The sequence below is a fragment of the Nocardia sp. NPDC049526 genome (assembly GCF_044465765.1).
In the GTDB taxonomy this organism is placed as follows: domain Bacteria; phylum Actinomycetota; class Actinomycetes; order Mycobacteriales; family Mycobacteriaceae; genus Nocardia.
This window is the reverse complement of the sequence record NZ_JBITMA010000004.1, coordinates 316,948-338,321: the sequence shown is the minus strand read 5'-3', so window position 1 is coordinate 338,321 and position 21,374 is coordinate 316,948. Positions and strand designations below refer to the sequence as shown.

17 protein-coding genes are annotated in these 21,374 nt (G+C 66.2%); 13 read left to right on the top strand and 4 right to left on the bottom strand.

Translation table 11 applies throughout. The features are described 5' to 3' along the window. The first annotated feature begins 62 nt into the window (after positions 1-62). Together ACIBW7_RS15155 and ACIBW7_RS15150 are read left to right on the top strand one after the other, a co-directional pair. Complete coding sequence (locus ACIBW7_RS15155; RefSeq protein ID WP_397046821.1) at positions 63-638, top strand: TetR family transcriptional regulator; 576 nt, start codon at positions 63-65, stop codon at positions 636-638. After that, entirely contained in the window at positions 638-1,810 is a 1,173-nt protein-coding gene (locus tag ACIBW7_RS15150) for an NADH:flavin oxidoreductase (protein ID WP_397046820.1), read from the top strand. The genes ACIBW7_RS15155 and ACIBW7_RS15150 overlap by 1 nt, the downstream gene beginning before the upstream one ends. 129 nt (positions 1,811-1,939) lie before the next feature. Here the strand turns inward: ACIBW7_RS15150 and ACIBW7_RS15145 are convergent, their stop codons facing one another. Next, positions 1,940-2,422: an adenosine-specific kinase gene (locus ACIBW7_RS15145; RefSeq protein WP_397046819.1), complete on the bottom strand. Its 483-nt coding sequence runs from the start codon at positions 2,420-2,422 to the stop codon at positions 1,940-1,942. Positions 2,423-2,789: 367 nt separating this feature from the next. Here ACIBW7_RS15145 and ACIBW7_RS15140 point away from each other — a divergent pair, with 367 nt between their 5' ends. The 6 genes from ACIBW7_RS15140 (at position 2,790) to gatB (ending at position 10,519) form a co-directional block, all read left to right on the top strand. Beyond that, the gene (locus ACIBW7_RS15140) at positions 2,790-3,671 is read left to right on the top strand and encodes a serine hydrolase (protein WP_397046818.1); all 882 of its coding nucleotides are present in this window, start codon (positions 2,790-2,792) and stop codon (positions 3,669-3,671) included. Between the two features lie 150 nt (positions 3,672-3,821). Beyond that, complete coding sequence (locus tag ACIBW7_RS15135; protein ID WP_397046817.1) at positions 3,822-5,552, top strand: protein kinase; 1,731 nt, start codon at positions 3,822-3,824, stop codon at positions 5,550-5,552. A gap of 71 nt (positions 5,553-5,623) precedes the next feature. Then, positions 5,624-6,658 carry an ATP-dependent 6-phosphofructokinase gene (locus ACIBW7_RS15130; protein ID WP_397046816.1) on the top strand — a complete coding sequence of 345 codons (1,035 nt, stop codon included), beginning with the start codon at positions 5,624-5,626 and terminating at the stop codon, positions 6,656-6,658. A 64-nt stretch (positions 6,659-6,722) separates the two neighbouring features. Beyond that, positions 6,723-7,166, top strand: a complete 444-nt coding sequence (locus tag ACIBW7_RS15125; RefSeq protein ID WP_397046815.1) for a hypothetical protein — start codon at positions 6,723-6,725, stop codon at positions 7,164-7,166. A gap of 281 nt (positions 7,167-7,447) precedes the next feature. Beyond that, positions 7,448-8,830: an alpha/beta hydrolase family protein gene (locus ACIBW7_RS15120; protein ID WP_397046814.1), complete on the top strand. Its 1,383-nt coding sequence runs from the start codon at positions 7,448-7,450 to the stop codon at positions 8,828-8,830. Positions 8,831-9,013: 183 nt separating this feature from the next. Beyond that, on the top strand, positions 9,014-10,519 hold the full coding sequence (gatB, locus tag ACIBW7_RS15115; protein WP_397046813.1) for an Asp-tRNA(Asn)/Glu-tRNA(Gln) amidotransferase subunit GatB: 1,506 nt from the start codon (positions 9,014-9,016) through the stop codon (positions 10,517-10,519). Between the two features lie 88 nt (positions 10,520-10,607). On the opposite strand, the gene ACIBW7_RS15110 is transcribed toward gatB, so the two are convergent. Further along, positions 10,608-11,714: a PQQ-dependent sugar dehydrogenase gene (locus ACIBW7_RS15110; protein WP_397046812.1), complete on the bottom strand. Its 1,107-nt coding sequence runs from the start codon at positions 11,712-11,714 to the stop codon at positions 10,608-10,610. Positions 11,715-11,825: 111 nt separating this feature from the next. On the opposite strand from ACIBW7_RS15110, the gene ACIBW7_RS15105 reads away from it, so the two are divergent. Beyond that, positions 11,826-12,716 (top strand): DoxX family protein, encoded by an 891-nt coding sequence (locus tag ACIBW7_RS15105; RefSeq protein WP_397046811.1) that lies wholly within the window; start codon positions 11,826-11,828, stop codon positions 12,714-12,716. Positions 12,717-12,968: 252 nt separating this feature from the next. Here the strand turns inward: ACIBW7_RS15105 and ilvD are convergent, their stop codons facing one another. Further along, positions 12,969-14,810: a dihydroxy-acid dehydratase gene (gene ilvD, locus ACIBW7_RS15100; protein WP_397046810.1), complete on the bottom strand. Its 1,842-nt coding sequence runs from the start codon at positions 14,808-14,810 to the stop codon at positions 12,969-12,971. A gap of 333 nt (positions 14,811-15,143) precedes the next feature. Further along, positions 15,144-15,824, bottom strand: a complete 681-nt coding sequence (locus ACIBW7_RS15095; protein ID WP_397046809.1) for a PH domain-containing protein — start codon at positions 15,822-15,824, stop codon at positions 15,144-15,146. A 332-nt stretch (positions 15,825-16,156) separates the two neighbouring features. On the opposite strand from ACIBW7_RS15095, the gene ACIBW7_RS15090 reads away from it, so the two are divergent. The 4 genes from ACIBW7_RS15090 (at position 16,157) to ACIBW7_RS15075 (ending at position 21,247) form a co-directional block, all read left to right on the top strand. Continuing rightward, positions 16,157-18,085: an acetolactate synthase large subunit gene (locus ACIBW7_RS15090; RefSeq protein WP_397046808.1), complete on the top strand. Its 1,929-nt coding sequence runs from the start codon at positions 16,157-16,159 to the stop codon at positions 18,083-18,085. Next, entirely contained in the window at positions 18,082-18,585 is a 504-nt protein-coding gene (gene ilvN, locus ACIBW7_RS15085) for an acetolactate synthase small subunit (RefSeq protein WP_040693551.1), read from the top strand. The genes ACIBW7_RS15090 and ilvN overlap by 4 nt, the downstream gene beginning before the upstream one ends. A 116-nt stretch (positions 18,586-18,701) precedes the next feature. Continuing rightward, positions 18,702-19,703 (top strand): ketol-acid reductoisomerase, encoded by a 1,002-nt coding sequence (ilvC, locus tag ACIBW7_RS15080; RefSeq protein WP_174566238.1) that lies wholly within the window; start codon positions 18,702-18,704, stop codon positions 19,701-19,703. Between the two features lie 446 nt (positions 19,704-20,149). Continuing rightward, the gene (locus ACIBW7_RS15075) at positions 20,150-21,247 is read left to right on the top strand and encodes a lipase family protein (RefSeq protein WP_397046807.1); all 1,098 of its coding nucleotides are present in this window, start codon (positions 20,150-20,152) and stop codon (positions 21,245-21,247) included. The last annotated feature ends 127 nt before the right edge of the window (positions 21,248-21,374 follow it).

Here is a 21,374-nt window from a genome sequence, read left to right as displayed (position 1 = left end):
GTTGGCAATCATCGATTCAATCAGTGATTGAATCGCTGATTGAAACGTGATTGACTTCGGTCATGGTGGAACAGGCGGCCGCGGCGGGCACGCGCGAGCGGCTATTGCTGGCGGCCGAGCGACTCTTGCTGACCGAGCGGTACGACGATGTCTCGGTGCGGGCGATCTGCGCGGCGGCCGGGGCCAATCCCGCTGCGGTGCACTATCACTTCGGCTCGAAGGAAGCACTGGTCGCGGCGTTGCTGGAGGATCGGCTCGGATCATTGTGGGCCGAACGGCTGACCGAGGTGACGACCGCGCACGGTTCGGTATCGGCGCTGGTGGATGCGGTGATCGAGCCGTTCATCGGATTGGCGGCCGATCCCGTCGGGCGGCTGCACCTGCGGCTGTTGGCCCAATTCGTCCTCGGTCGGCACCCGACGATGTGGCGTCGGCACTGGTTCCGCATGGACGCCTGGGTCGGCTTGCTGCCGCAGCTGAGCGAACGCGAGAGTCGGCGGCGCTGGGGATTGGCGTTCGACCTGATCATCGTGCAGTTCGGTGGTGTCGGCACCGGGGAGCGTGAGCTGTCGGACGAGGCGGTCCGCACGCTGCGGGATTTCGTGGTCGCCGGACTGACCGCGCCAGGAGAGAAATGATGAACGAAGTATTCGCACCGACCACACTCGGCCCGATCCCATTGCGCAACAGGGTGATCAAGGCCGCGACATTCGAGGGACGAACACCGGACGCACTGGTCACCGACGAACTGATCGACTTCCACCGCGAAATCGCCGCCGGCGGAGTGGGTATGACGACGGTCGCCTACTGCGCGATATCGCCGGGTGGCCGCACCGACCGGCACCAGATCTGGATGCGCCCGGAAGCCGTCGCGGGACTGCGCGAACTCACCGACGCCGTGCACGCCGAAGGCGCCGCCGTCAGCGCCCAGATCGGTCATGCGGGCCCGGTGGCCAATGCCGCATCCAATCGCGCCCCCGCACTGGCGCCGAGCCGAATGTTCAGCCCACTCGGTATGCGCCCGATGCGCGTTCCGGACCCGTCCGAAATCGCCACGGTCATAGCCGATTACGCGAATGCCGCGCGGCTCGCCGAGCAGTCGGGTTTCGATGCGGTCGAAATCCACTTCGGCCACAACTATTTGGTGAGTTCGTTCCTGAGCCCGCTACTGAACCGGCGCAAGGATCGTTACGGCGGATCCCCGGCCAACCGCGCCCGGCTCGCCCGCGAGGTCGCGGTAGCGGTGCGCGAAGCTGTCGGCGACCGCTTGGCCGTCACTGCGAAGCTGAATATGGAAGACGGTGTGCGCGGCGGCCTTTCGCTCCCGGAGTCATTGCAGGTGGCGGCCTGGCTGGAATCGGACGGCGCACTGGACGCCTTGGAACTCACCGCAGGCAGTTCCCTGCTCAATCCGATGCTCCTGTTCCACGGCGACGCCCCACGCAAGTCATTCGCGAAAGTCCTTCCCGCCCCGGCACGCTGGGGCTTCCGCCTGATGGGCCGCGCGTTCCTGCGCGAGTACCCATACCACGATGCCTACCTACTCGAACGCGCCCGTCAATTCCGCAGCCAACTATCGATGCCATTGATCCTATTGGGTGGCATCACCGACCTCGACACAATGCGCACGGCAATGGCAGAGGGTTTCGAATTCGTCGCCATGGGCCGCGCCCTACTGCGCGAACCAGACCTCCCCCGCCGAATCCAAGCCGACCAGAACACCCGATCGGCCTGTACCCACTGCAACGAATGCATGCCCACCATCTACACCCGCACCCACTGCGTCCTCCGTCCTCCAACTGACAATTAGCCGAGAATGTATTGGCAGCGGGGCACTCTCGATATTTGCCGCCACCGATACATGGTGATCGGGTGTCCAGATCCCAGGGCTGAGCTTGCGGCAGGGAAGGGCGGGCATCCTCAGTTGAGGCGGCAAGTGTTACAGCTTGTAGCCGATTTGGCGCAGTAGTTGTTTACGGGCGTCTTTGTCGCTGGGGCCTTCGATGCCGAGCGGTGCGCCCCCGTCGACGACTCCGATAATTCCGCGTCCCGATTCGGTTTCGGCAATCAATATCTCGACCGGGTTTGCGGTAGCGCAGAATATTCCACAGACCTCGGGGACCTGTCGCACCGCATTGAGCACATTGACCGGATAGCCCTCGCGCAGGAAAACGATGAACGAATGTCCCGCGGCGATCGCGACGGCATTCTTGGTGGCGAGCTCGGTCAGATCGTCGTCATTGCCGGAGGTCCGGATCAGCCGCGGCCCGGATGCCTCACAGAATGCCAACCCGAAACGCAGATGCGGACTGATCCCGACCAGTGCCTCGTGCAGGTCTTCGACCGCCTTGATGAAGTGGGCCTGCCCGACGATGACGTTGAGATCATCCGGTTTATCGATGTGTACCGAAGTCAGCTCCATCGAACTATCCTGCGCCGGATTCGAGTCTGTGCGCCAGGGCGACACGCCCGTCCCTTCAAGGCGTGCAGTACCCCTGGTACCAGGAAAAGTGGGCTATGTCGGATTTGTCGAGTACGTTGCGAGACGATGAACACGAGGAGTTCGCGGATGAGGGCGGCAGCGCGCGGTCATGCGCGACCAGCGGCACCGAGCGGGCACATTACGGTGTACATGCCGGTTGACCACGCTGTAAGCCGTTGTCGCTGTTCGGGGTTCGGCGGCGTGGGCGCGGTTGCGGTGGGCGGTCGGTGTCGTTGCCAAGTACGGTGTCGGGATGCCGTGTTGACATCGAAACGCGGGGCAGTTCGAAACGAGAATGTGTCGAAGTATGTATTTTGAGCTATCCCGACGCCTGCGAAAAGTGGTCGGCGGTACCGCGCTGGCCGGACTCCTCCTGGTGGCCGGATGCGGTGCGGACGCCGACAAGCACGCTGCGGAACCCAGCATCACCGCGGCCGCCGCGCACACCGATCAGCAGCATCTATCTGTCACTGTGCCGGGCACGCTGGCCGCCGGTTTCCAGGAACTGCAGTTGAGTGTGCACGGCAAACTGGGCATGGCGATCATGCCGGTCGGCGGCGAGAAGATGGTGACCTTCGGCGACTGGACCACCGGACCCGCCTGGTCGACGATGAAGGTGCCGCTGGTCATCGCGTCGCAGCGCAAGAGTTCGACGAGTTCGAGCTACGCGGCGACGGCGGCGATCACCCAGTCCGATAACGCCGCGGCCGATACCCTCTGGCAGTCGCTCGGCACCGGCCAGGAGGCGGCCAAGGCGGTCGAGGCAGTGCTGCGCGAGGGCGGCGATACCAAGACCACGGTGCCCGCCACCAAGACGCGCTCGGATGCCTCCGCATTCGGACAGGCGGATTGGGCGCTCTCCGAACAGGTTCGGTTCGCCTCCCGGCTGCCATGCCTGTCGCAGAGCTCGGACGTGATCGATCTGATGGAACAGATCACGTCGAGTCAGCGCTGGGGCCTCGGCGAACTCAAGGGCGCGGAATTCAAAGGTGGTTGGGGGCCAGACACATCCGGCTCCTATCTGGTCCGTCAATTCGGTCTGATCCAGGGACCGGCCGGTCAGATCGCGGTCGCCATTGCCATCCAGCCCGATTCGGGCAGCTTCTCCGAGGGAACGAACATCCTGGACCGGCTCGCCACCGTGATCTCCCAACACCTCGACGAATTCTCCGGCGGCAGCTGTTCCTGATCCCGGTCGAGTCGGCGCCCGCGGGTTCGCGCGGCGGCCCCGTGGGCGCGCACACTTGACCGGGTAACGGTGGCACCCGAGAATCCCGACTAACGGGTGAGATCGCAGGACCACGATCGTGGGGCGGTTCGGCGAGGTGGAGGTAACGGGGTGGACGAAACGCAGTCGCGGGCCGGTACGCGATTCGGACCCTACGAATTGCGTGCATTGCTGGGCCGCGGCGGGATGGGGGAGGTCTACGAGGCGTACGACACGGTCAAGGACCGCGTGGTCGCGGTCAAGCTGCTGCCCATGGCGCTGGCCGGCGATCCGCGATTCCAGCAGCGATTCCGGCACGAATCCCGGGTTGCCGCGCGGCTGGCTGAACCACACGTCATCCCGATTCACGACTGGGGCGAGATCGACGGTGTGCTCTATATCGATATGCGGCTGGTCCGGGGCAGCGATCTGCGCTCGGTGCTGCGCGACAAGGGGCCACTGAGCCCCACCCGTGCGGTCGGCATCATCGAACAGGTCGCGGCCGCATTGGATGCCGCGCATGCCGAGGGCTTGGTGCATCGCGACGTGAAACCCGCCAATATCCTGGTCACACCTTCGGATTTCGCCTACCTTGCCGACTTCGGCATCGCCCGGTCCGAGCGCGACCCCAGCGTCACCGCGACCGGCCAAGCGATCGGCTCCTACAGCTACATCGCGCCGGAACGATTCGACACCGCCCCGATCGGCGGCACCGCCGACGTCTACTCCCTCGCCTGCGTGCTGTTCGAATGCCTCACCGGTACACAACCTTTTCCGGCCGACGGAATGAGTTCGCTCATCCGAGCCCACCTTTCGACACCGCCACCCCGCCCGACCACCAAACGAGCCGGACTGCCCGGCGCACTGGACGAGGTCATCTCCCGCGGTATGGCCAAGGAACCCGCCGACCGCTACCCCACGGCCCGCGCGCTGGCAGCAGCGGCCAGAGCCGCAGTGTCGGGCACATCGTCGGTCCCGAACTCGGACTTGCCCACCGCCCAGATCTCGAAGAACCCACAACCCGCTCCAGCGACCGTCATCTTCCCGACCTTCGGACCGGAATCGGCGGTCGGGCAGCAATCGCCGAGTCGGCCGCAACAGCCGGGCGGGTCGTGGCAGGCGGGCGGTCCGGCGTCGGCGAGCGGGTCGCAGCGGACAGGCGGTGCGCCGTCGGGGAGTGGTCTGCGGTCGGCGAGTGGTCCGCAGCGGGCGGGCGGCCAGCCGCAAGGGGGCGGTTCCCCAATATCGAACAGACCTCGATCGCAGATCGGGCCACCCTCCACCAGCAGACCGCAGCAGATCACCGGACTCGAGCCGACACTCGTGCCCCAGCACCCATCGGATCCGACGCACCGCGACATTCCACCGCATGACGCGACCACCGAGGCACTGTCGAGAACCGTCGGCATGCCGATGCCCCGATACGACGCACCATATCCACCGGATGCGACACCGATTCCTGCACGTCGATCGATGCGCATCGGCTGGATCGGCGCGGTGCTTGTCGTCCTGGCGATCGGGGGAATTGTCGGCTGGCAGATGCACAACGCAAGCGAACATTCCGGCCGGCCGACGACCACGACCATGCCCGCACACCTGCCCGCCGGTGCGAAACCGTGCGCCCAGCTGTATCCGGCGCTCGGCCGCTTCACCTCGTCCGCGATCGGCACCACCGTCACCAGTTGCGCCTTCGCCGAGGAGGTGCGCAAGGCATACGCGAATGGTGGTGACAGCACTATTACCGATCGGTCGGTCATGGCGCACAGCCCGATCAACAATCGGGATTACAAGATGAATTGCACGGCCGGTGATCAATTCGCAACCTGCAGCGGCGGTGAGAACGCCATCGTCTATGTGTATTGAGTCGTAGCCGTTACCCGGTGTTCACGGGGGTGCGACCGCGCGATCGCGTGAAGCGGTGCAAGATATGCGCCATGCGCATCGGAGTCTTGACCGGAGGCGGCGACTGTCCAGGACTGAACGCGGTCATCCGTGCCGTCGTTCGCACCGCGAACGGACGCTACGGGGACGCGATCATCGGATTCCAGGATGGTTGGCGCGGGCTACTCGAAGACCGAAAGATCACCATTCTGAACGACGATCGCACCGACCGCCTGCTCACCAAGGGCGGCACGATGCTCGGCACCGCTCGCACCAATCCCGACAAACTGCGTGCCGGACTGGACCAGATCAAACGTACCCTCGACGACAACGGGATCGAGGCACTGATCCCGATCGGCGGCGAGGGCACGCTCACCGCCGCGAGTTGGCTGTCCGACGAGGGTGTCCCGGTGGTCGGGGTCCCGAAGACCATCGATAACGACATCGACTGCACCGACGTCACTTTCGGCCACGACACCGCGCTGTCCATCGCCTCCGAGGCCATCGACCGGCTGCACACCACCGCGGAATCGCATCAGCGCGTCATGCTGGTCGAGGTGATGGGCCGCCATGCGGGCTGGATCGCGATCAACTCGGGCATGGCGGCTGGTGCGCACCTCACGCTGGTTCCCGAGGTGCCCTTCGACGTGGACGAGGTGTGCTCGATGATCAAGCGCCGCTTCCAGCGCGGCGACAAGCACTTCATCTGCGTGGTCGCCGAAGGTGCGCATCCGGCCCCGGATTCCGGATTCGCGCTGCTCGAGGGTGGCATCGACGAATTCGGCCACGAGCGGTTCACCGGTGTCGCGCAGCAGCTGGGCACCGAGATCGAACGCCGCATCGGCAAAGAGGTCCGCACCACCGTGCTCGGTCACGTCCAGCGCGGCGGCAGCCCGACCCCGTACGACCGGGTGCTGGCGACCCGGTTCGGTCTGCATGCCGCCGAAGCCGTACATGCCGGACAATTCGGCCAAATGGTTGCTCTGCACGGCACTTCCATCGATCTGGTTCCGTTGTCCGAGGCCACCAAGCAGCTCAAGCGGGTGCCCACCGACCGCTACCGCGAAGCCGAGGCATTTTTCGGCTGATTCCAGCGTTTGTTGCACAATCGAGACCTGCCGAATTCCTTGTCGCACAGCTACTCTGGTCGTTGTGGCTCAACTCCAGGTATCCGACCTGCCCACCGATGCTGTCGCCGTATTTCGCCGCCGTGCTCGCATCGCGGGCATATCGATCGAAGCTCAGGTCCGTCAGGAGCTGATCGCAATGGCGGGTCGGCGAACTTCCGTGGACACGATCGTGGAATTCCTGGAAGCCCAGGGCCGCGATCTGACCCCGCAATTCGACTCCGACGCGGTAACCCTCATCCAGGTCTACGATCTGCCCGCCGACGCCCTCGGCATGTTCGGCCGCCGTGCCCGCGCCGCCGAACTCCCGCTCGGCGCCTACGTCCGCCGTGAACTCCTCGCCATCGCGCGCCGCGGCGGCGTGCCGGACGCACTGCTGGAATTCCAGGAGGCCCAAGAAGACGACCCCACCCTCGAACTCGACATGGACGCGATCGCCGCCGCAGTCCGATACGCCCGCGGAGCCTGAACCTCCGCCCCGGTGTTTCGCTGACGGGGACTGATCGCGGCGGCGGTGTGAGCGCAGGATTGCCCGGCACGCCACAGTGGCGGTCGACGCCTTCACGACGGTCGGCACGTGAGATGGCCTCGGTGCGCTGAGCGGTCCTGCGTCGGCGTGGCCGGGGTGGACTGCACGGGCGAGGTGCTGTTGGGGCGAGTGAGCGGAATGCCGCCGGGGACGGATGCCCGAGCGCAGCACGCGTCCCGGAGTTCGTCCGAATTGTCCACGCGGATCGGTAGTGTTGCGGCATGCGCACTGGGCGATGGCTCGTCTCGGTTCTGGTCCTGATCGTTGCGTTGGTGGCGGGGTGTTCGTCATCGGATAAGGGCGAGACCCGGTCGTTGACCGGGGATTGGCACGGGTCCATCGAGGTGCCCGACGCGCCGTTGGCGGTGGGGGTGAGTTTCGCGGACAACGGCAGCGCCACCATCGACATCCCGTCGCAGGGTGTGAACGGCGCGGAGCTGAAAGATGTTTCCGCCGAACCGGATCGGGTGGCGTTCGCGATTCCGAACACTCCGGGCGATCCGGTGTTCGACGGCAAATTGGACAAGGATGCCAACCGGATCAGCGGTGAGTTCCGGCAAGCGGGCCAGAGCCTGCCGTTGACGCTCGAGCCCGGCAAGATCGGGACGTCCGCGCATCCGCAGGAGCCGAAACCGCCGTACCCCTACCGCTCCGAAGACGTCACCTATCGCAACGGCGATATCACCATCGCGGGCACATTGACCTTGCCCGAGGGCAACGGCCCCTTCCCCGCAATCCTGATGATCTCGGGCAGCGGCCCTCAGGACCGCGACGAAGAACTCATGGGCCACAAGCCTTTCCTGCTGCTGGCCGACACCTACACCCGCGCGGGTTATGCCGTACTGCGCACCGATGACCGCGGCGTCGGCGGTACCAGCGGCAAACTCGACGACGCCACGTACAACGATCTCGCTGAGGATGCGGCCGCCGGCGTGCGCTTCCTACGCGCCCGCCCGGATATCGACCCGGCCCGCGTCGGACTGTTCGGCCACAGTGAAGGCGGCTATCTCACACCTCTGGTGGCATCGCGCCCAGACAGCGGCGTCGCCTTCGCGATCCTGATGGCCGGCCCCTCGTTACCCGGCTGGGAGGTCCTGATCGAGCAGAACCGCGCACTGCTCCGCGCGGCAGGCGCACCGCAGTCCCGAATCGATGATCAGGTCACCTACATCACCGACTGGACCAACCTGATCCGCTCCGGTGACCTGGCCGCCGCCAAGGACCTCGCCTACCGCCACAACGAATCCCTCCCGCCGAACCAGCGCGCCTCCGCGGAAACCCTCGACGCCTACCACACCACGTACATGGCGTCCTTCATCACCTATGACCCGGCCCCCGCGCTCTCCGCCCTGCGCATCCCGGTCCTGGCCTTCTTCGGCACCAAGGACATGCAGGTCCTCGCCACCCAGAACGAACAACCGATGCGTGACCGCCTGGCCGCCGACCCGGACGCCACCGTCCACGTCTTCCCCGACCTCAACCACCTCATGCAACCGGCCAACTCCGGCCTGCCCAGCGAATACACCGGCATCGAAACCACCATCGCCCCCGACGTCCTCACCTACACCACCACCTGGCTCACCCAACACGCCCAACCCCGCTAGCCGAACCGCCCGGTCAGAGCGCTAGCGCACATCCAGTGCGCTCCTCGCAGAAGCTCCACCTTCTGCGAGGAGCGCACTGGTTATGCGACGGCTCAGCAGTCACCGGGCCGACGCGGTCGCGAGAGACACGACGGGTGCTGACCGCTTGGCGAGGGCGGCGGGCGGGTCAATAGACTGATCGCTATGAGTGCACCCACCGTCGACTTGATGGACTATGCCGATGTCATCGACCGGTTCGAGCCGGTGCTCGGCATGGAGGTTCACGTCGAGCTGAACACCGCGACCAAGATGTTCTGCGGTTGTCCGACCGAGTTCGGCGCGGAGCCGAACACCCAGGTGTGCCCGGTGTGCCTCGGTCTGCCCGGCTCGCTGCCGGTGGTGAACGAGCAGGCCGTGGCGTCGGCGATCCGGATCGGGCTGGCCCTGAATTGCGCGATCACCCCGTGGGGCCGGTTCGCGCGCAAGAACTACTTCTACCCGGACCAGCCGAAGAACTACCAGATCAGCCAATATGACGAGCCGATCGCCACCAACGGTCACCTCGACGTGGTACTCGACGACGGCAGCACCTTCCGCGTCGAGATCGAGCGCGCGCATATGGAGGAGGACACCGGCAAGTCCACCCACATCGGTGGCTCGACCGGCCGCATCCACGGCGCGAGTCACTCGCTGCTGGACTACAACCGGGCCGGCGTGCCGCTCATCGAGATCGTCACCAAGCCGATCACCGGCGCGGGGGAGCGGGCACCGGAAGTGGCGCGCGCCTATGTGACCGCGCTGCGTGAAGTTCTGAAGTCGTTGCAGGTCTCCGACGTCAAAATGGAGCAGGGCTCGCTGCGCTGCGATGCCAACGTGTCGCTGATGGCCATCGGCGCAACGGAATTCGGCACCCGCACCGAGACCAAGAACGTCAACTCGCTCAAGAGCGTCGAGGTCGCGGTCCGCTTCGAAATGCGCCGCCAAGCCGCCATTCTCGCCGACGGCGGTTCGATCGTGCAGGAGACCAGGCACTTCCACGAGAGCGACGGCACCACCTCGCCCGGTCGCCGCAAGGAGACCGCCGAGGACTACCGCTACTTCCCCGAGCCGGACCTGGAACCCGTTGCGCCCGCGGAGGATTGGGTAGAGCAGCTGCGCGGCACGATCCCGGAGTACCCGTGGCTGCGCCGCGCGCGCATCCAGTCCGACTGGGGACTGTCCGCCGAGGTCATGCGTGATCTGGTGAACGCGGGCGCGTTGGACCTGATCATCGCGACCGTCGATGCGGGCGCTCCGGTCAACGAGGCACGCTCGTGGTGGGTCGCTTACCTCACCGAAAAGGCCAAGGAGCGCGAGGTTTCCCTGGAGGAGCTGCCGATCACGCCCGCCCAGGTGGCCGAGGTGATCAAGCTCGTCGAATCGAAGACGGTGAACAACAAGGTTGCCAAGCAGGTCGTCGACTTCGTCCTGGCAGGCGAGGGTGATCCGGCGAAGATCGTCGAGACCAAGGGCCTCGGCATGGTCAGCGACGAGACCGCGCTGCAGGCGGAGGTGCAGAAGGCGCTCGAGGCCAATCCCGATATCGCCGAGAAGATCCGCTCGGGCAAGGTGCAGGCCGCGGGCAAGATCGTCGGTGACGTCATGAAGGCGACGCGCGGCCAAGCCGACGCAGCCCGCGTGCGTGAGCTCGTGCTCGAGGCCTGCGCCTGAGTTCGGTCCGCACCCGCGGTTTTCCCGACCAAGCCAACGTGAAGTGGGCGGATCCCTCAGGGACCCGCCCACTTTGCTATCGGCGCGGTTAGTCCGGCCCGGTGCCCTGCGACGGCGGCGGGATCTTGATCACCCGATCGTCGAACGGCCCGTGATTATCGTCATTGTTGACGGTGGTCGCCCATATGGTGCCGTCCGCACCGGCCGCCGCACCCCCGAGCCTGCCGTATTTGTCCTGCACAGTGAACGTCGGCGCCGCGGTGACCGCGTGAGTGTTCGCATCCGGATTCGCAATCGCCAGCGCCTTCGCCCCCGACATCGCGATCGCCACCACATCGGGTCCGGCCGCGCAGCCACCCACGCCGGGCCGATCCGGCCAAGTCCACGCGGTGGTGATCGATCCGTCCCGGCCCAAGCGCTGCAGACGATCCTCGGTCGGGGTGCGATCGGTGATCCAGACGCTGTCCTTACCGTCGTCGCACAGATCGCCCGCCGTGCCGAGGCCCGACACCACGACCTCCGGATTGGCTCCCGGCGACGGTGAATTGATCCGCAACACCTTGCCCGCCAGTGACGACGGTGCACTTGCCAAACCGGGATTGCCCGCATCGCCGGTCAGCACCAGCAGTTCGGTCGGCGAAATGAATTCCAGCGCACCATGATTGCCGACCGACCCCTTCGGAATTCCGGTGAGGATGGTCTTCGGCGGCCCGTTCTCCGCGATGCGCACCACCCGGTTGTCGGATGCGGTGGTGATGTAGGCGTAGATGAGTCCGTCCTCGCGGTAGGTCGGCGAGAGGGCGATATCGGAGATGCCGCCGTCACCGGAGCCGTCCACATCCACCTGACCGACCAGTATCGGCGGTGACTGCGGATCGCTCGGATCCACCGCGACCGTCTTGTAGATGCGTCCGGTGCGTCGCTCGGTGACCAGCGCATCCTCGCCGAGCGAGATGATGCCCGCGGTGGAATCCAGGCAGGTCGTGATCACATTCGGATCCGGATCGATGCACGGGCCGGTCGGGCGTGGGCGCTGCGATGGGCTCTGCTGTGGCGATTTGGGTTCGGCGGGGTTGAAGGTCGGTTCGGGTGTGAACGGGCTGGAGGCGGAATCGTCGAATCGGGCGCAGCCGACCAGCAGGACGGAGCCGAGCGCCAGGCTCAGGGCGATACGCCCCGCGACAACCAAACTCATGGTTCAGACGTTACGGAAACCGCGGCCGATGTGCCGCTCCGGGTCGACAAACGGACACGCCGTCGCATCGAGACCGCCCATGCGGGCGCGAGGCCGCATAGGGTATCGACCGTGACCGAAGAGCCCAAAGACACATCCGCACCCAGAACCGAGGGCGCGGCATCGCCCACGGAGGAGCAGTCGGCGGTGTCGTCCACCGGTCGTGGCGTGACCAGTCCTTACGATTCACCCACCGGCGTGCTGCCCAGAATGTCCTCCGATACCGGCCCGAGCGGCCCTGATCTGGCCAAGGATGTGCCGCGGACCGAGGAGGAACTCGGGCTCGATCCGGAGATCCCCTCGGTCGGTGAGCAGGCCAGGGCGAACGAAGCCGCGGCCTACTCCTACGCCAGCATCCCGCCCGCCTCGAACGCGTCCGGCGCCGAGCCGAGCCGGCCGCTGCGCCGCCGCAATGGCGACGCCCGCCGCGGCACCCTCGACCTCGGCCTGTTCGTGCTGCGCCTCGTCGTCGGCGGCACCTTCATCTACCACGGCCTGCAGAAGCTCACCACCTGGTTCCACGGCCAGGGGCTCGACAACACGCGCGACATGATGGCGTCGGGCGGCTGGGACCACGCCACCCTGTCGACCATCCTGGTCATCGCCGGTGAAGTCGGTGGCGGCGGACTGCTGGTCCTCGGCCTGGCCAGTCCGCTCGCCGCGGGTGCGGTGCTCGCGGTGATCATCGACGCGTGGCTGTGGAAGCAGGGCATGATCCCCGGCTTCCAGTACAAGTCCTCGGTCAAGAGCGGTGTGGAACTGGAATCCATCCTCGCGGGCACCGCCGTCGTCCTGCTGCTGACCGGACCCGGCCGCCTGTCCTTCGACCGCAACCGCGGCTGGGCGACCCGCCCCGCCTACGGTTCCTTCGTGGTCCTGATCCTGGCCGTGGCCGCCGCCATCGGCACCTGGTACTGGTTGCACGGCGGCAACCCGCTGACCGGGATCGGCCCGTTCGAGTAACCTGTCCACACAACCGGCGCCCTTCAGCATCGAGGGGCGCCGTTTCGTTTCTCGGGGCGATGCTTGTTGGGGCACAAGGGATTCCGTGTCTCCGTTTTCGCCCGATCATCCGCTCACGCGCGAAGGGGCGTGTGCCGAGCGCATGGTTGCGCAATCGCCGAGTGGGCCTGTAGCCGGATACGATTCTGTTGGGCTGGAACGGAAACGGCGTCCCTCATGCAAGCACGAGGGACGCCGTCGAGTGTCGGATAATTACGGCACGCGCCGCACGGCCCCCTTGTCGGCGGACGTCGCCAGGGCGGCATAGGCACGCAGTGCGGTGGTCACCGGACGCACCCGATCGACCGGCTGCCACGGCCGTTCGGACGCTTCCATTTTCGCGCGGCGTTCGGCCAGCACGGCATCGTCGATGAGCACCTCGAGGGTGCGGGTGGTGACGTCGATGCGGATCTGGTCGCCGTTCTCGATCAGGCCGATGGCGCCGCCACTGGCCGCCTCGGGCGACATGTGGCCGATCGACAGACCGGAGGTGCCGCCCGAGAAGCGGCCGTCGGTGATCAGCGCACACTCCTTGCCGAGACCCGCGCCCTTCAGGAATGCGGTGGGGTGCAGCATTTCCTGCATACCGGGGCCGCCCGCGGGACCCTCGTAGCGGACCACGATGACATCGCCCGGCTTGATCTTCTTGCCGAGGATCGCCGAAACGGCCTCCTCCTGCGACTCCACCACGACGGCCGGACCTTGGAAGGTGAACAGTTCCTCATCGATACCGGCGGTCTTGAGCACCGCACCGTCGGGCGCGATATTGCCGCGCAGCACGACCAGACCGCCCTCCTTGGTGTAGGCGTGCTCGAGATCGCGGATGCAGCCGCCCGCGGCATCGGTATCCAGCGACGACCACCGGTTGCTCGTGGAGAACGGCTCGGTCGTGCGCACCCCGCCCGGCGCGGCGTGGAACAGTTCGATGGCTTCCTCGGATGCCTTGCCGGAGCGGATATCCCAGGTGTCGAGCCATTCGTCGAAGCTCTTGGTGTGCACCGTGGTGACGTCGGTCTCCAGCAGTCCGGCCCTGCGCAGTTCGCCGAGGATGGCCGGAATGCCGCCGGCCCGGTGCACATCCTCCATGTGGTAGTCCGAGTTGGGGGAGACCTTGGACAGCGTCGGCACCCGGCGGCTGGTCTCCTCGATGGTCGACAGATCGAAGTCGATCTCACCCTCCTGCGCGGCGGCCAGGGTGTGCAGCACCGTATTGGTGGAACCGCCCATCGCCACGTCCAGCGCCATCGCATTGCGGAAGGCCTTGGCATCGGCCACATTCCGCGGCAGCACCGACGCATCGTCCTCGCGGTACCAGCGATTCGCGATATCGACGATCACGGTGCCCGCCCGCTCGAACAGCGCGTGGCGGGCGGCATGGGTGGCCAGCGTGGATCCGTTGCCGGGCAAGGCGAGTCCGAGCGCCTCGGTGAGGCAGTTCATCGAATTCGCGGTGAACATGCCGGAGCAGGAGCCGCAGGTCGGACAGGCGCTGCGCTCGACCTCGGACAGACCGTCCTCGCTGACATTCATATTGGCGCTGGCGGCGATCGCGGTGATCAGATCGGTCGGCGCCTGTGCGACACCGCCGACGACCACGGCCTTACCGGCCTCCATCGGCCCGCCAGACACGAAGACGGCCGGGATGTTCAGGCGCATTGCGGCATTGAGCATGCCGGGTGTGATCTTGTCGCAGTTGGAGATGCACACCAGCGCGTCGGCGGTGTGCGCGTTCGCCATGTATTCGACCGAATCGGCGATGATTTCACGCGAGGGCAGCGAGTAGAGCATGCCGCCGTGGCCCATCGCGATGCCGTCGTCGACCGCGATGGTGTGGAATTCCCGCGGTACACCACCTGCGGCGCGCACCGCGTCCGCGACGATCTCACCGACATTCTTCAGATGCACGTGGCCCGGTACGAACTGCGTGTAGGAGTTCGCGATGGCGACGATCGGCTTACCGAAGTCGGTGTCGGTCATACCGGTGGCGCGCCAGAGTGCGCGTGCGCCCGCGGCATTGCGGCCGATGGTGGTTGTCCGTGAACGAAGCGGTGGCATGTAAATCCTCGGAAGGTCGCGGGGGCTGATGTGCGACTGCGCGGAGTTCGCTCGATGAGCGAATTCAGCGACCGACCACGTTACTCCTGCGCAGGGGCGGGCCTTTCGTGGCGGTCGACAGCGCTGATCGCCATCGGTCTGTGGTTCGGGATGGTGTCGCCGCGAGGGTGGTCGTCGGCGCGGACGGTGTCATCGGTCGTGTCGGTTCCGGCACCGTCGCTATCCGCCGGTCCGGTACGTGCGGGCGGGGGTTGTCCGTCCGACGCGATCACCGGATCGCATCCGGCAGCGAGCCTACCTGGCGGCGTTCCTATCCCCGTCGCTGGTGAACCGCTACGAATCGGAGTCGCGCGCCTCGGTCTCGGAGTCGCGCGTTTCGGTCTCAGCGGAAGATGCGTCGGCGTTGGCTGCTTTCGCGTCGGCGTTCGGTGTCTCCGCACCCGCATCGGCCTCGGGTGCTTCCGCACCGGCATCGGCGTCGCGCGCTTCCGCCTCGTCCTCGGACTTGCGCGCCTCGTACTCCGCCTCCCGCGCCGCCGCCTCCGCCGCGAACAGATCCGGAATCCGACCGTTCGAGGCGCGGATCAGATCACGCAACCGGTCATAGCTGACCGCGGGCAGCTTCACCTCGGTGTCATCGGTGAGATGCGCGCGCACGAACCCGCGCTTCGGAATGCCGACCCCCGCGACCTGTGCCCAGTCGAGGTGCCGGGAACCGAAAACCGTGCGCAGATCCAGCCCGTCCTCGGACACCGTGGTGCGCGTGCGTTCGACCCACACCGCCGCCGCGACCGGGAGCAGTAGCAGCCACCACAGTCCGATCGGCCAGCCGACGAACGCGAAGAAGACACAGAACAGCAGTACGACCACACCCAGGTGGGCCATCTGCGTAATGCGGATGACCTGCGCCGTCTGCTTCGGCTCGGTCGGTTCCGGCGAACTACCCGTCTCCGATCCCGCCGCGGGCGTATGGGACGATTTAGCCGGTGGCACGGACTGATGCGGTGATGACACACCACCATCCTCGCATCATGGTGAACGGACTCGAGCACCCGCTCGGTCTCACATAATGAGACCTGTTTGACTGATCGACTCGCGCACACATACCGTCATGCGCGTGAATCGAAACGAGTTGCTCGTAATCGGCCGGCGCGTCCAGCGTTGAGCCTGACTACCTGAGTCGAATACGTCAGCTCGCGTTGCGACGCGCCACCCTCGAACAGCCATGCGCTGTCGGGGGCTTTTTTGTGTTCGGGACAAAAGTCCTGGCATGTGGCCGCTTCGCAAGGCACCACGTGCAAGCACAGTTGTCCGGGGTCTAGTACGAACAGTTAGGAACGAAGACGGTGAGTGCACCAACCGCACGGCCCGGGCCCTCGGCCCGCAGGCCGGCGCCTTCGGCGAATCAGCAGGCCGCGCCCGCTGGCGGTCCGGCCAACGCGGCGAACCGCCGCCAGGTCCCGCCCGAGCGGGTCACCGGCGCGCAGTCCGTCGTCCGCTCCCTCGAGGAGCTCGGCGTCGACACGGTATTCGGCATTCCCGGCGGCGCGATTCTCCCGGTCTACGACCCGCTTTTCGATTCCACCAAGGTCCGTCACGTCCTCGTCCGGCACGAGCAGGGCGCGGGGCATGCGGCCACCGGTTATGCGCAGGCCACCGGCAAGGTCGGCGTCTGCATGGCCACCTCCGGTCCGGGTGCGACCAACCTGGTCACCCCGATCGCCGACGCGCAGATGGACTCGGTTCCGATCGTCGCCATCACCGGCCAGGTCGGGCGCGGCCTGATCGGCACCGACGCATTCCAGGAAGCCGATATCTCCGGCATCACCATGCCGATCACCAAGCACAACTTCCTCATCACCGATGGCATCGACATCCCGCGCATGATCGCCGAGGCCTTCTACCTGGCCTCGTCCGGTCGTCCGGGCGCGGTGCTCGTCGATATCCCGAAGGATGTGCTGCAGGCGCAGACCACCTTCAGCTGGCCGCCGGAGATGCGGCTGCCCGGCTACCGCCCGGTGACCAAACCACACGGCAAGCAGGTGCGCGAGGCCGCGCGGATGATCCTGGAGTCCAAGCAGCCGGTGCTCTACGTCGGCGGCGGTGTGATCAAGGCCGACGCCTCGCCCCAGCTGCTGGAGCTGGCCGAACTGACCGGCATCCCGGTGGTCACCACCCTGATGGCGCGCGGTGCGTTCCCGGACAGCCACCAGCTCAACATGGGCATGCCGGGCATGCACGGCACCGTGGGAGCCGTCGCCGCCCTGCAGAAGTCCGATCTGTTGATCACTCTCGGCGCGCGTTTCGACGACCGCGTCACCGGTCAGCTGGACTCCTTCGCGCCCGACGCGAAGATCATCCACGCCGATATCGACCCGGCCGAGATCGGTAAGAACCGGCACGCCGATGTCCCGATCGTCGGCGACTGCCGCGAGGTGATCGTCGAACTGATCGAAACGCTGAAGGCCGACCCCGCCGGTGCGCCGAAACTGGACCTCACCGACTGGTGGCAGTACCTCGACGGCATCCGCAAGAGCTACCCGCTCGGCTGGACGACGCCGAGCGACGGCTCGCTGTCGCCGGAATTCGTCATCGAGGCGCTGGGCCGTCTGGCCGGACCCGACGCCATCTACTGCGCGGGCGTCGGTCAGCACCAGATGTGGGCCGCGCAGTTCATCAAGTACGAAAAGCCGCGCACCTGGCTGAATTCCGGTGGTCTCGGCACCATGGGCTACGCCGTCCCGGCGGCCATGGGCGCCAAGATGGGCGCGCCGGACAAAGAGGTGTGGGCGGTCGACGGTGACGGCTGCTTCCAGATGACCAACCAGGAGTTGGCCACCTGCGCCGTCGAGGGCGTGCCGATCAAGGTCGCGCTGATCAACAACGGCAACCTCGGCATGGTCCGCCAATGGCAGACCCTGTTCTACGAGGAGCGCTACTCCAACACCGATCTGGGCACGCACACCCTGCGCATCCCCGATTTCGTCAAACTCGCCGAAGCCCTCGGCTGCCACGGCATCCGGGTCGAGCGTGAGGAAGACGTGGAGGCCGCGATCCGCGAGGCGCAGTCCATCAACGACCGTCCCGTGGTGATCGACTTCATCGTCGGCAAGGACGCCCAGGTGTGGCCGATGGTCGCCGCAGGCACCAGCAACGACGAGATCATGGCCGCGCGCGGCATCCGCCCACTCTTCGACGAGGACGAGCAGGCCGCCGAGCCCGCCGTCATCCACGAGGCGATGTCGCACGACAAGAGCAAGGGGACCGAACAGTGAGTACGACTCACACCCTCAGCGTGCTGGTGGAGGATAAGCCGGGCGTGCTGGCCCGGGTCGCGGCGCTGTTCTCCCGCCGCGGCTTCAATATCGAATCGCTGGCGGTCGGCGGCACCGAGATCCCGGAGATCTCGCGCATGACCATTGTCGTCACGGTCGAGGATCTGCCGCTCGAGCAGGTCACCAAGCAGCTCAACAAGCTGGTCAACGTCATCAAGATCGTGGAGCAGGACGCCGACACCTCGGTCGCCCGCGAACTGATCCTGGTGAAGGTGCGTGCGGACGCCAGCGTGCGTACCCAGGTCATCGAGGCGGTTACGCTCTTCCGGGCGAAGGTGATCGACGTCTCGCCGGACGCGCTCACCGTCGAGGCGACCGGAACCCGGTCCAAGCTCGACGCGCTGCTGCGGATGCTCGAGCCCTATGGCATCCGGGAGATCGTGCAGTCCGGTGTGGTCGCCGTGGGCCGCGGACCCAAGTCGATCACCGCGACTCGCTAACGCTCGCCGCGCTGTGTTCTCGGGCCGGCCCAAGAACGGGCTGGCCAGCTGAACCGCTTGAAACTAAACAACTTTCGACAAGAAGAACAAGAAGGGAACCTACAGTGGCAGTCGAGATGTTCTACGACGACGACGCCGACCTGTCGATCATCCAGGGCCGCAAGGTCGCTGTCATCGGCTACGGCAGCCAGGGCCACGCGCACTCGCTGAGCCTGCGCGACTCCGGCGTCGAGGTCCGCGTCGGCCTCGCTGAGGGTTCGAAGTCGCGGCCGAAGGCCGAAGAGGCGGGCCTGACCGTCGGCACCCCGGCGGAGGTTTCCGCGTGGGCCGACGTGATCATGGTGCTGGCCCCCGACACCGCCCAGGCGTCGATCTTCACCAACGACATCGAGCCCAACCTGAAGGACGGCGACGCGCTGTTCTTCGGCCACGGCCTCAACATCCACTTCGGCCTGATCAAGCCTCCGGCCAACGTGACCATCGGCATGGTCGCGCCGAAGGGCCCGGGCCACCTGGTGCGTCGCCAGTTCGTCGACGGCAAGGGCGTTCCGGCCCTGATCGCGGTCGAGCAGGACCCGAAGGGTGAGGGCCAGGCGCTGGCGCTGTCCTACGCCAAGGGCATCGGCGGCACCCGCGCCGGCGTCATCAAGACCACCTTCAAGGAAGAGACCGAGACCGACCTGTTCGGTGAGCAGGCCGTGCTCTGCGGCGGCACCGAAGAGCTGGTCAAGACCGGTTTCGAGGTCATGGTCGAGGCGGGCTACGCGCCGGAGATGGCGTACTTCGAGGTGCTGCACGAGCTCAAGCTCATCGTCGACCTCATGTACGAGGGCGGCATCGCCCGCATGAACTACTCGGTCTCCGACACCGCCGAATTCGGTGGCTACCTGTCGGGTCCGCGGGTCATCGACGCCGACACCAAGAAGCGCATGCAGGACATCCTGCGCGACATCCAGGACGGCACCTTCGTCAAGCGCCTCGTCGCCAATGTCGAGGGCGGCAACAAGGAGCTCGAGGCGCTGCGCAAGGCCAACGCCGAGCACCCGATCGAGGTCACCGGCGCCAAGCTGCGCGGCCTGATGAGCTGGGTCGACCGGCCGATCACCGAAACCGCGTAATACGCGCGAGCAGCACAGTGGCCCATCCCGATTCGTCGGGGTGGGCCACTGTCGTTTCGGGCGGACGCCGAAGTGGACCTCGGTGTTTGCGGGATTCGAGGCTATCGCGGATCGGCGTTTCTGGTCGGGATTCACGGAAAACGGATCTTCCTGGAGATAACCTCTCTATCCGATTCTAGATGCCATGGGTACTCCCAAAATCGCAGGAAGGATCACAAATCGTGCGCAGCCGAATATTTGGATTGGCCGCAGCTTTGACGGGAACCCTCATTGTGTTCGGAGGCGGGACGGTCACTGCTCCACATGCATGGACGCAACCGGCCGGAGAGCAACCGGTCGCCGAGGCCGATTTCTACCTTCCGCCGCCATCGCTTCCGGACGGGCGGGGCACCATCGTTCGCGCCGAACCGGCGGCGGTGGCAATGTCGGCGCCCGGGCAGCCGGGAATGGTTCCCGCAGCGGCAACGCGGCTCATGTACGTCAGCAGTGATACCCACGATGCGCGTACGGCGGTGGTGGGCACGTATCTGCAGCCGAGCATGCCGTGGACCGGCCCGGGTGAGCGGCCGCTGGTCGCGTACGCGGGCGGTACCAAGGGACAGGGCGATCAATGCGCGCCCTCGAAGCTGATGACGCAGATCGTCCAGGCCCAGCCTCCATTGGACATAATCTTCGAATACGATCTGGTGGCAATCCGATCGCTGCTCAACCGTGGCATCGCGGTAGTGGTGACCGACTATCACGGCCTCGGCACGCCCGATGTGCACGACTATCTGAACCGGAAAGCGCAGGCCTACGCGGTACTGGACTCTGCGCGCGCCGCGCTGCAATTGCCGGGCTCCGGCCTCAACCCCGGCACGCCGGTCATTCTCTACGGGTATTCGCAGGGCGGTATGGCCTCTGCCGGCGCGGCCGAACTGCAATCGAGCTACGCCCCCGATCTGAATGTGCGCGGCGCCTACGTCGGTGGGCCGGTGGTGGACGATGAATACTTCATCGGATACAACGACGGCCGCGCCGATTTCGCACCGTCGATCGCCTGGATACTCAACGGCATTGCCGCCGACTACCCGGAAACTCGCCCGGTGTTGGACGCCGAACTCAACGACCTCGGCAAGGCGATCCTGCAGGAATCCCTGGGCAAATGCGCGGTCCCGGTCGGACTTGCCCAGGAGCACGGGAATACGTCGGAGTGGACCACCAGCGGAGAACCGCTCACCGCCGTTATCGATAGGTCCCCGGCGTTGCAGTCGGCATTCGCCGAGCAGCGAATCGGCACACGCGCCCCGGCCATTCCGGTACTTGCGGCCTCGGCCATGAACGACCAGGGAGCGCCATTTGTGCCGGTGCGCGACGTGGCCGCCGGTTGGTGTGGTGGCGGAGTGCCCGTTCAGCTGGAATCGAACGCCGAAATTCCCCCGGCATCCGGACTCGTCGGCACTCACGTGATTGCCTTCTTCCCGTCACTGGTGTCCTCACAGCAATGGTTGACCGATCGGCTCGCGGGTATGCCCGCTCCATCCAACTGCGCGGCGCTGCCGTAGCACGGTGATTTTCGGTGCGTAATGCCCGGCGGCGGGCCGGTTCCAGGCCGAAACCCGCCGCCGGCATGCTGATCGAGTACCGTGTTCGATTTCCCGGCCGCGGCGACGATGCACCCCCTCGGCTGAG

Bases quoted from the DNA above. Each gene is read 5' to 3' on its own strand.
- ACIBW7_RS15145 (WP_397046819.1), bottom strand. From the start codon at position 2,422: ATGGAGCTGACTTCGGTACACATCGATAAACCGGATGATCTCAACGTC.
- ACIBW7_RS15075 (WP_397046807.1), top strand. From the start codon at position 20,150: ATGGTTCCCGCAGCGGCAACGCGGCTCATGTACGTCAGCAGTGATACC.
- ilvD (WP_397046810.1), bottom strand. From the start codon at position 14,810: ATGCCACCGCTTCGTTCACGGACAACCACCATCGGCCGCAATGCCGCG.
- ACIBW7_RS15140 (WP_397046818.1), top strand. From the start codon at position 2,790: ATGTATTTTGAGCTATCCCGACGCCTGCGAAAAGTGGTCGGCGGTACC.
- ACIBW7_RS15155 (WP_397046821.1), top strand. From the start codon at position 63: ATGGTGGAACAGGCGGCCGCGGCGGGCACGCGCGAGCGGCTATTGCTG.
- ACIBW7_RS15120 (WP_397046814.1), top strand. From the start codon at position 7,448: ATGCGCACTGGGCGATGGCTCGTCTCGGTTCTGGTCCTGATCGTTGCG.
- ACIBW7_RS15110 (WP_397046812.1), bottom strand. From the start codon at position 11,714: ATGAGTTTGGTTGTCGCGGGGCGTATCGCCCTGAGCCTGGCGCTCGGC.
- ACIBW7_RS15150 (WP_397046820.1), top strand. From the start codon at position 638: ATGAACGAAGTATTCGCACCGACCACACTCGGCCCGATCCCATTGCGC.
- ilvC (WP_174566238.1), top strand. From the start codon at position 18,702: ATGTTCTACGACGACGACGCCGACCTGTCGATCATCCAGGGCCGCAAG.
- gatB (WP_397046813.1), top strand. From the start codon at position 9,014: ATGAGTGCACCCACCGTCGACTTGATGGACTATGCCGATGTCATCGAC.
- ACIBW7_RS15130 (WP_397046816.1), top strand. From the start codon at position 5,624: ATGCGCATCGGAGTCTTGACCGGAGGCGGCGACTGTCCAGGACTGAAC.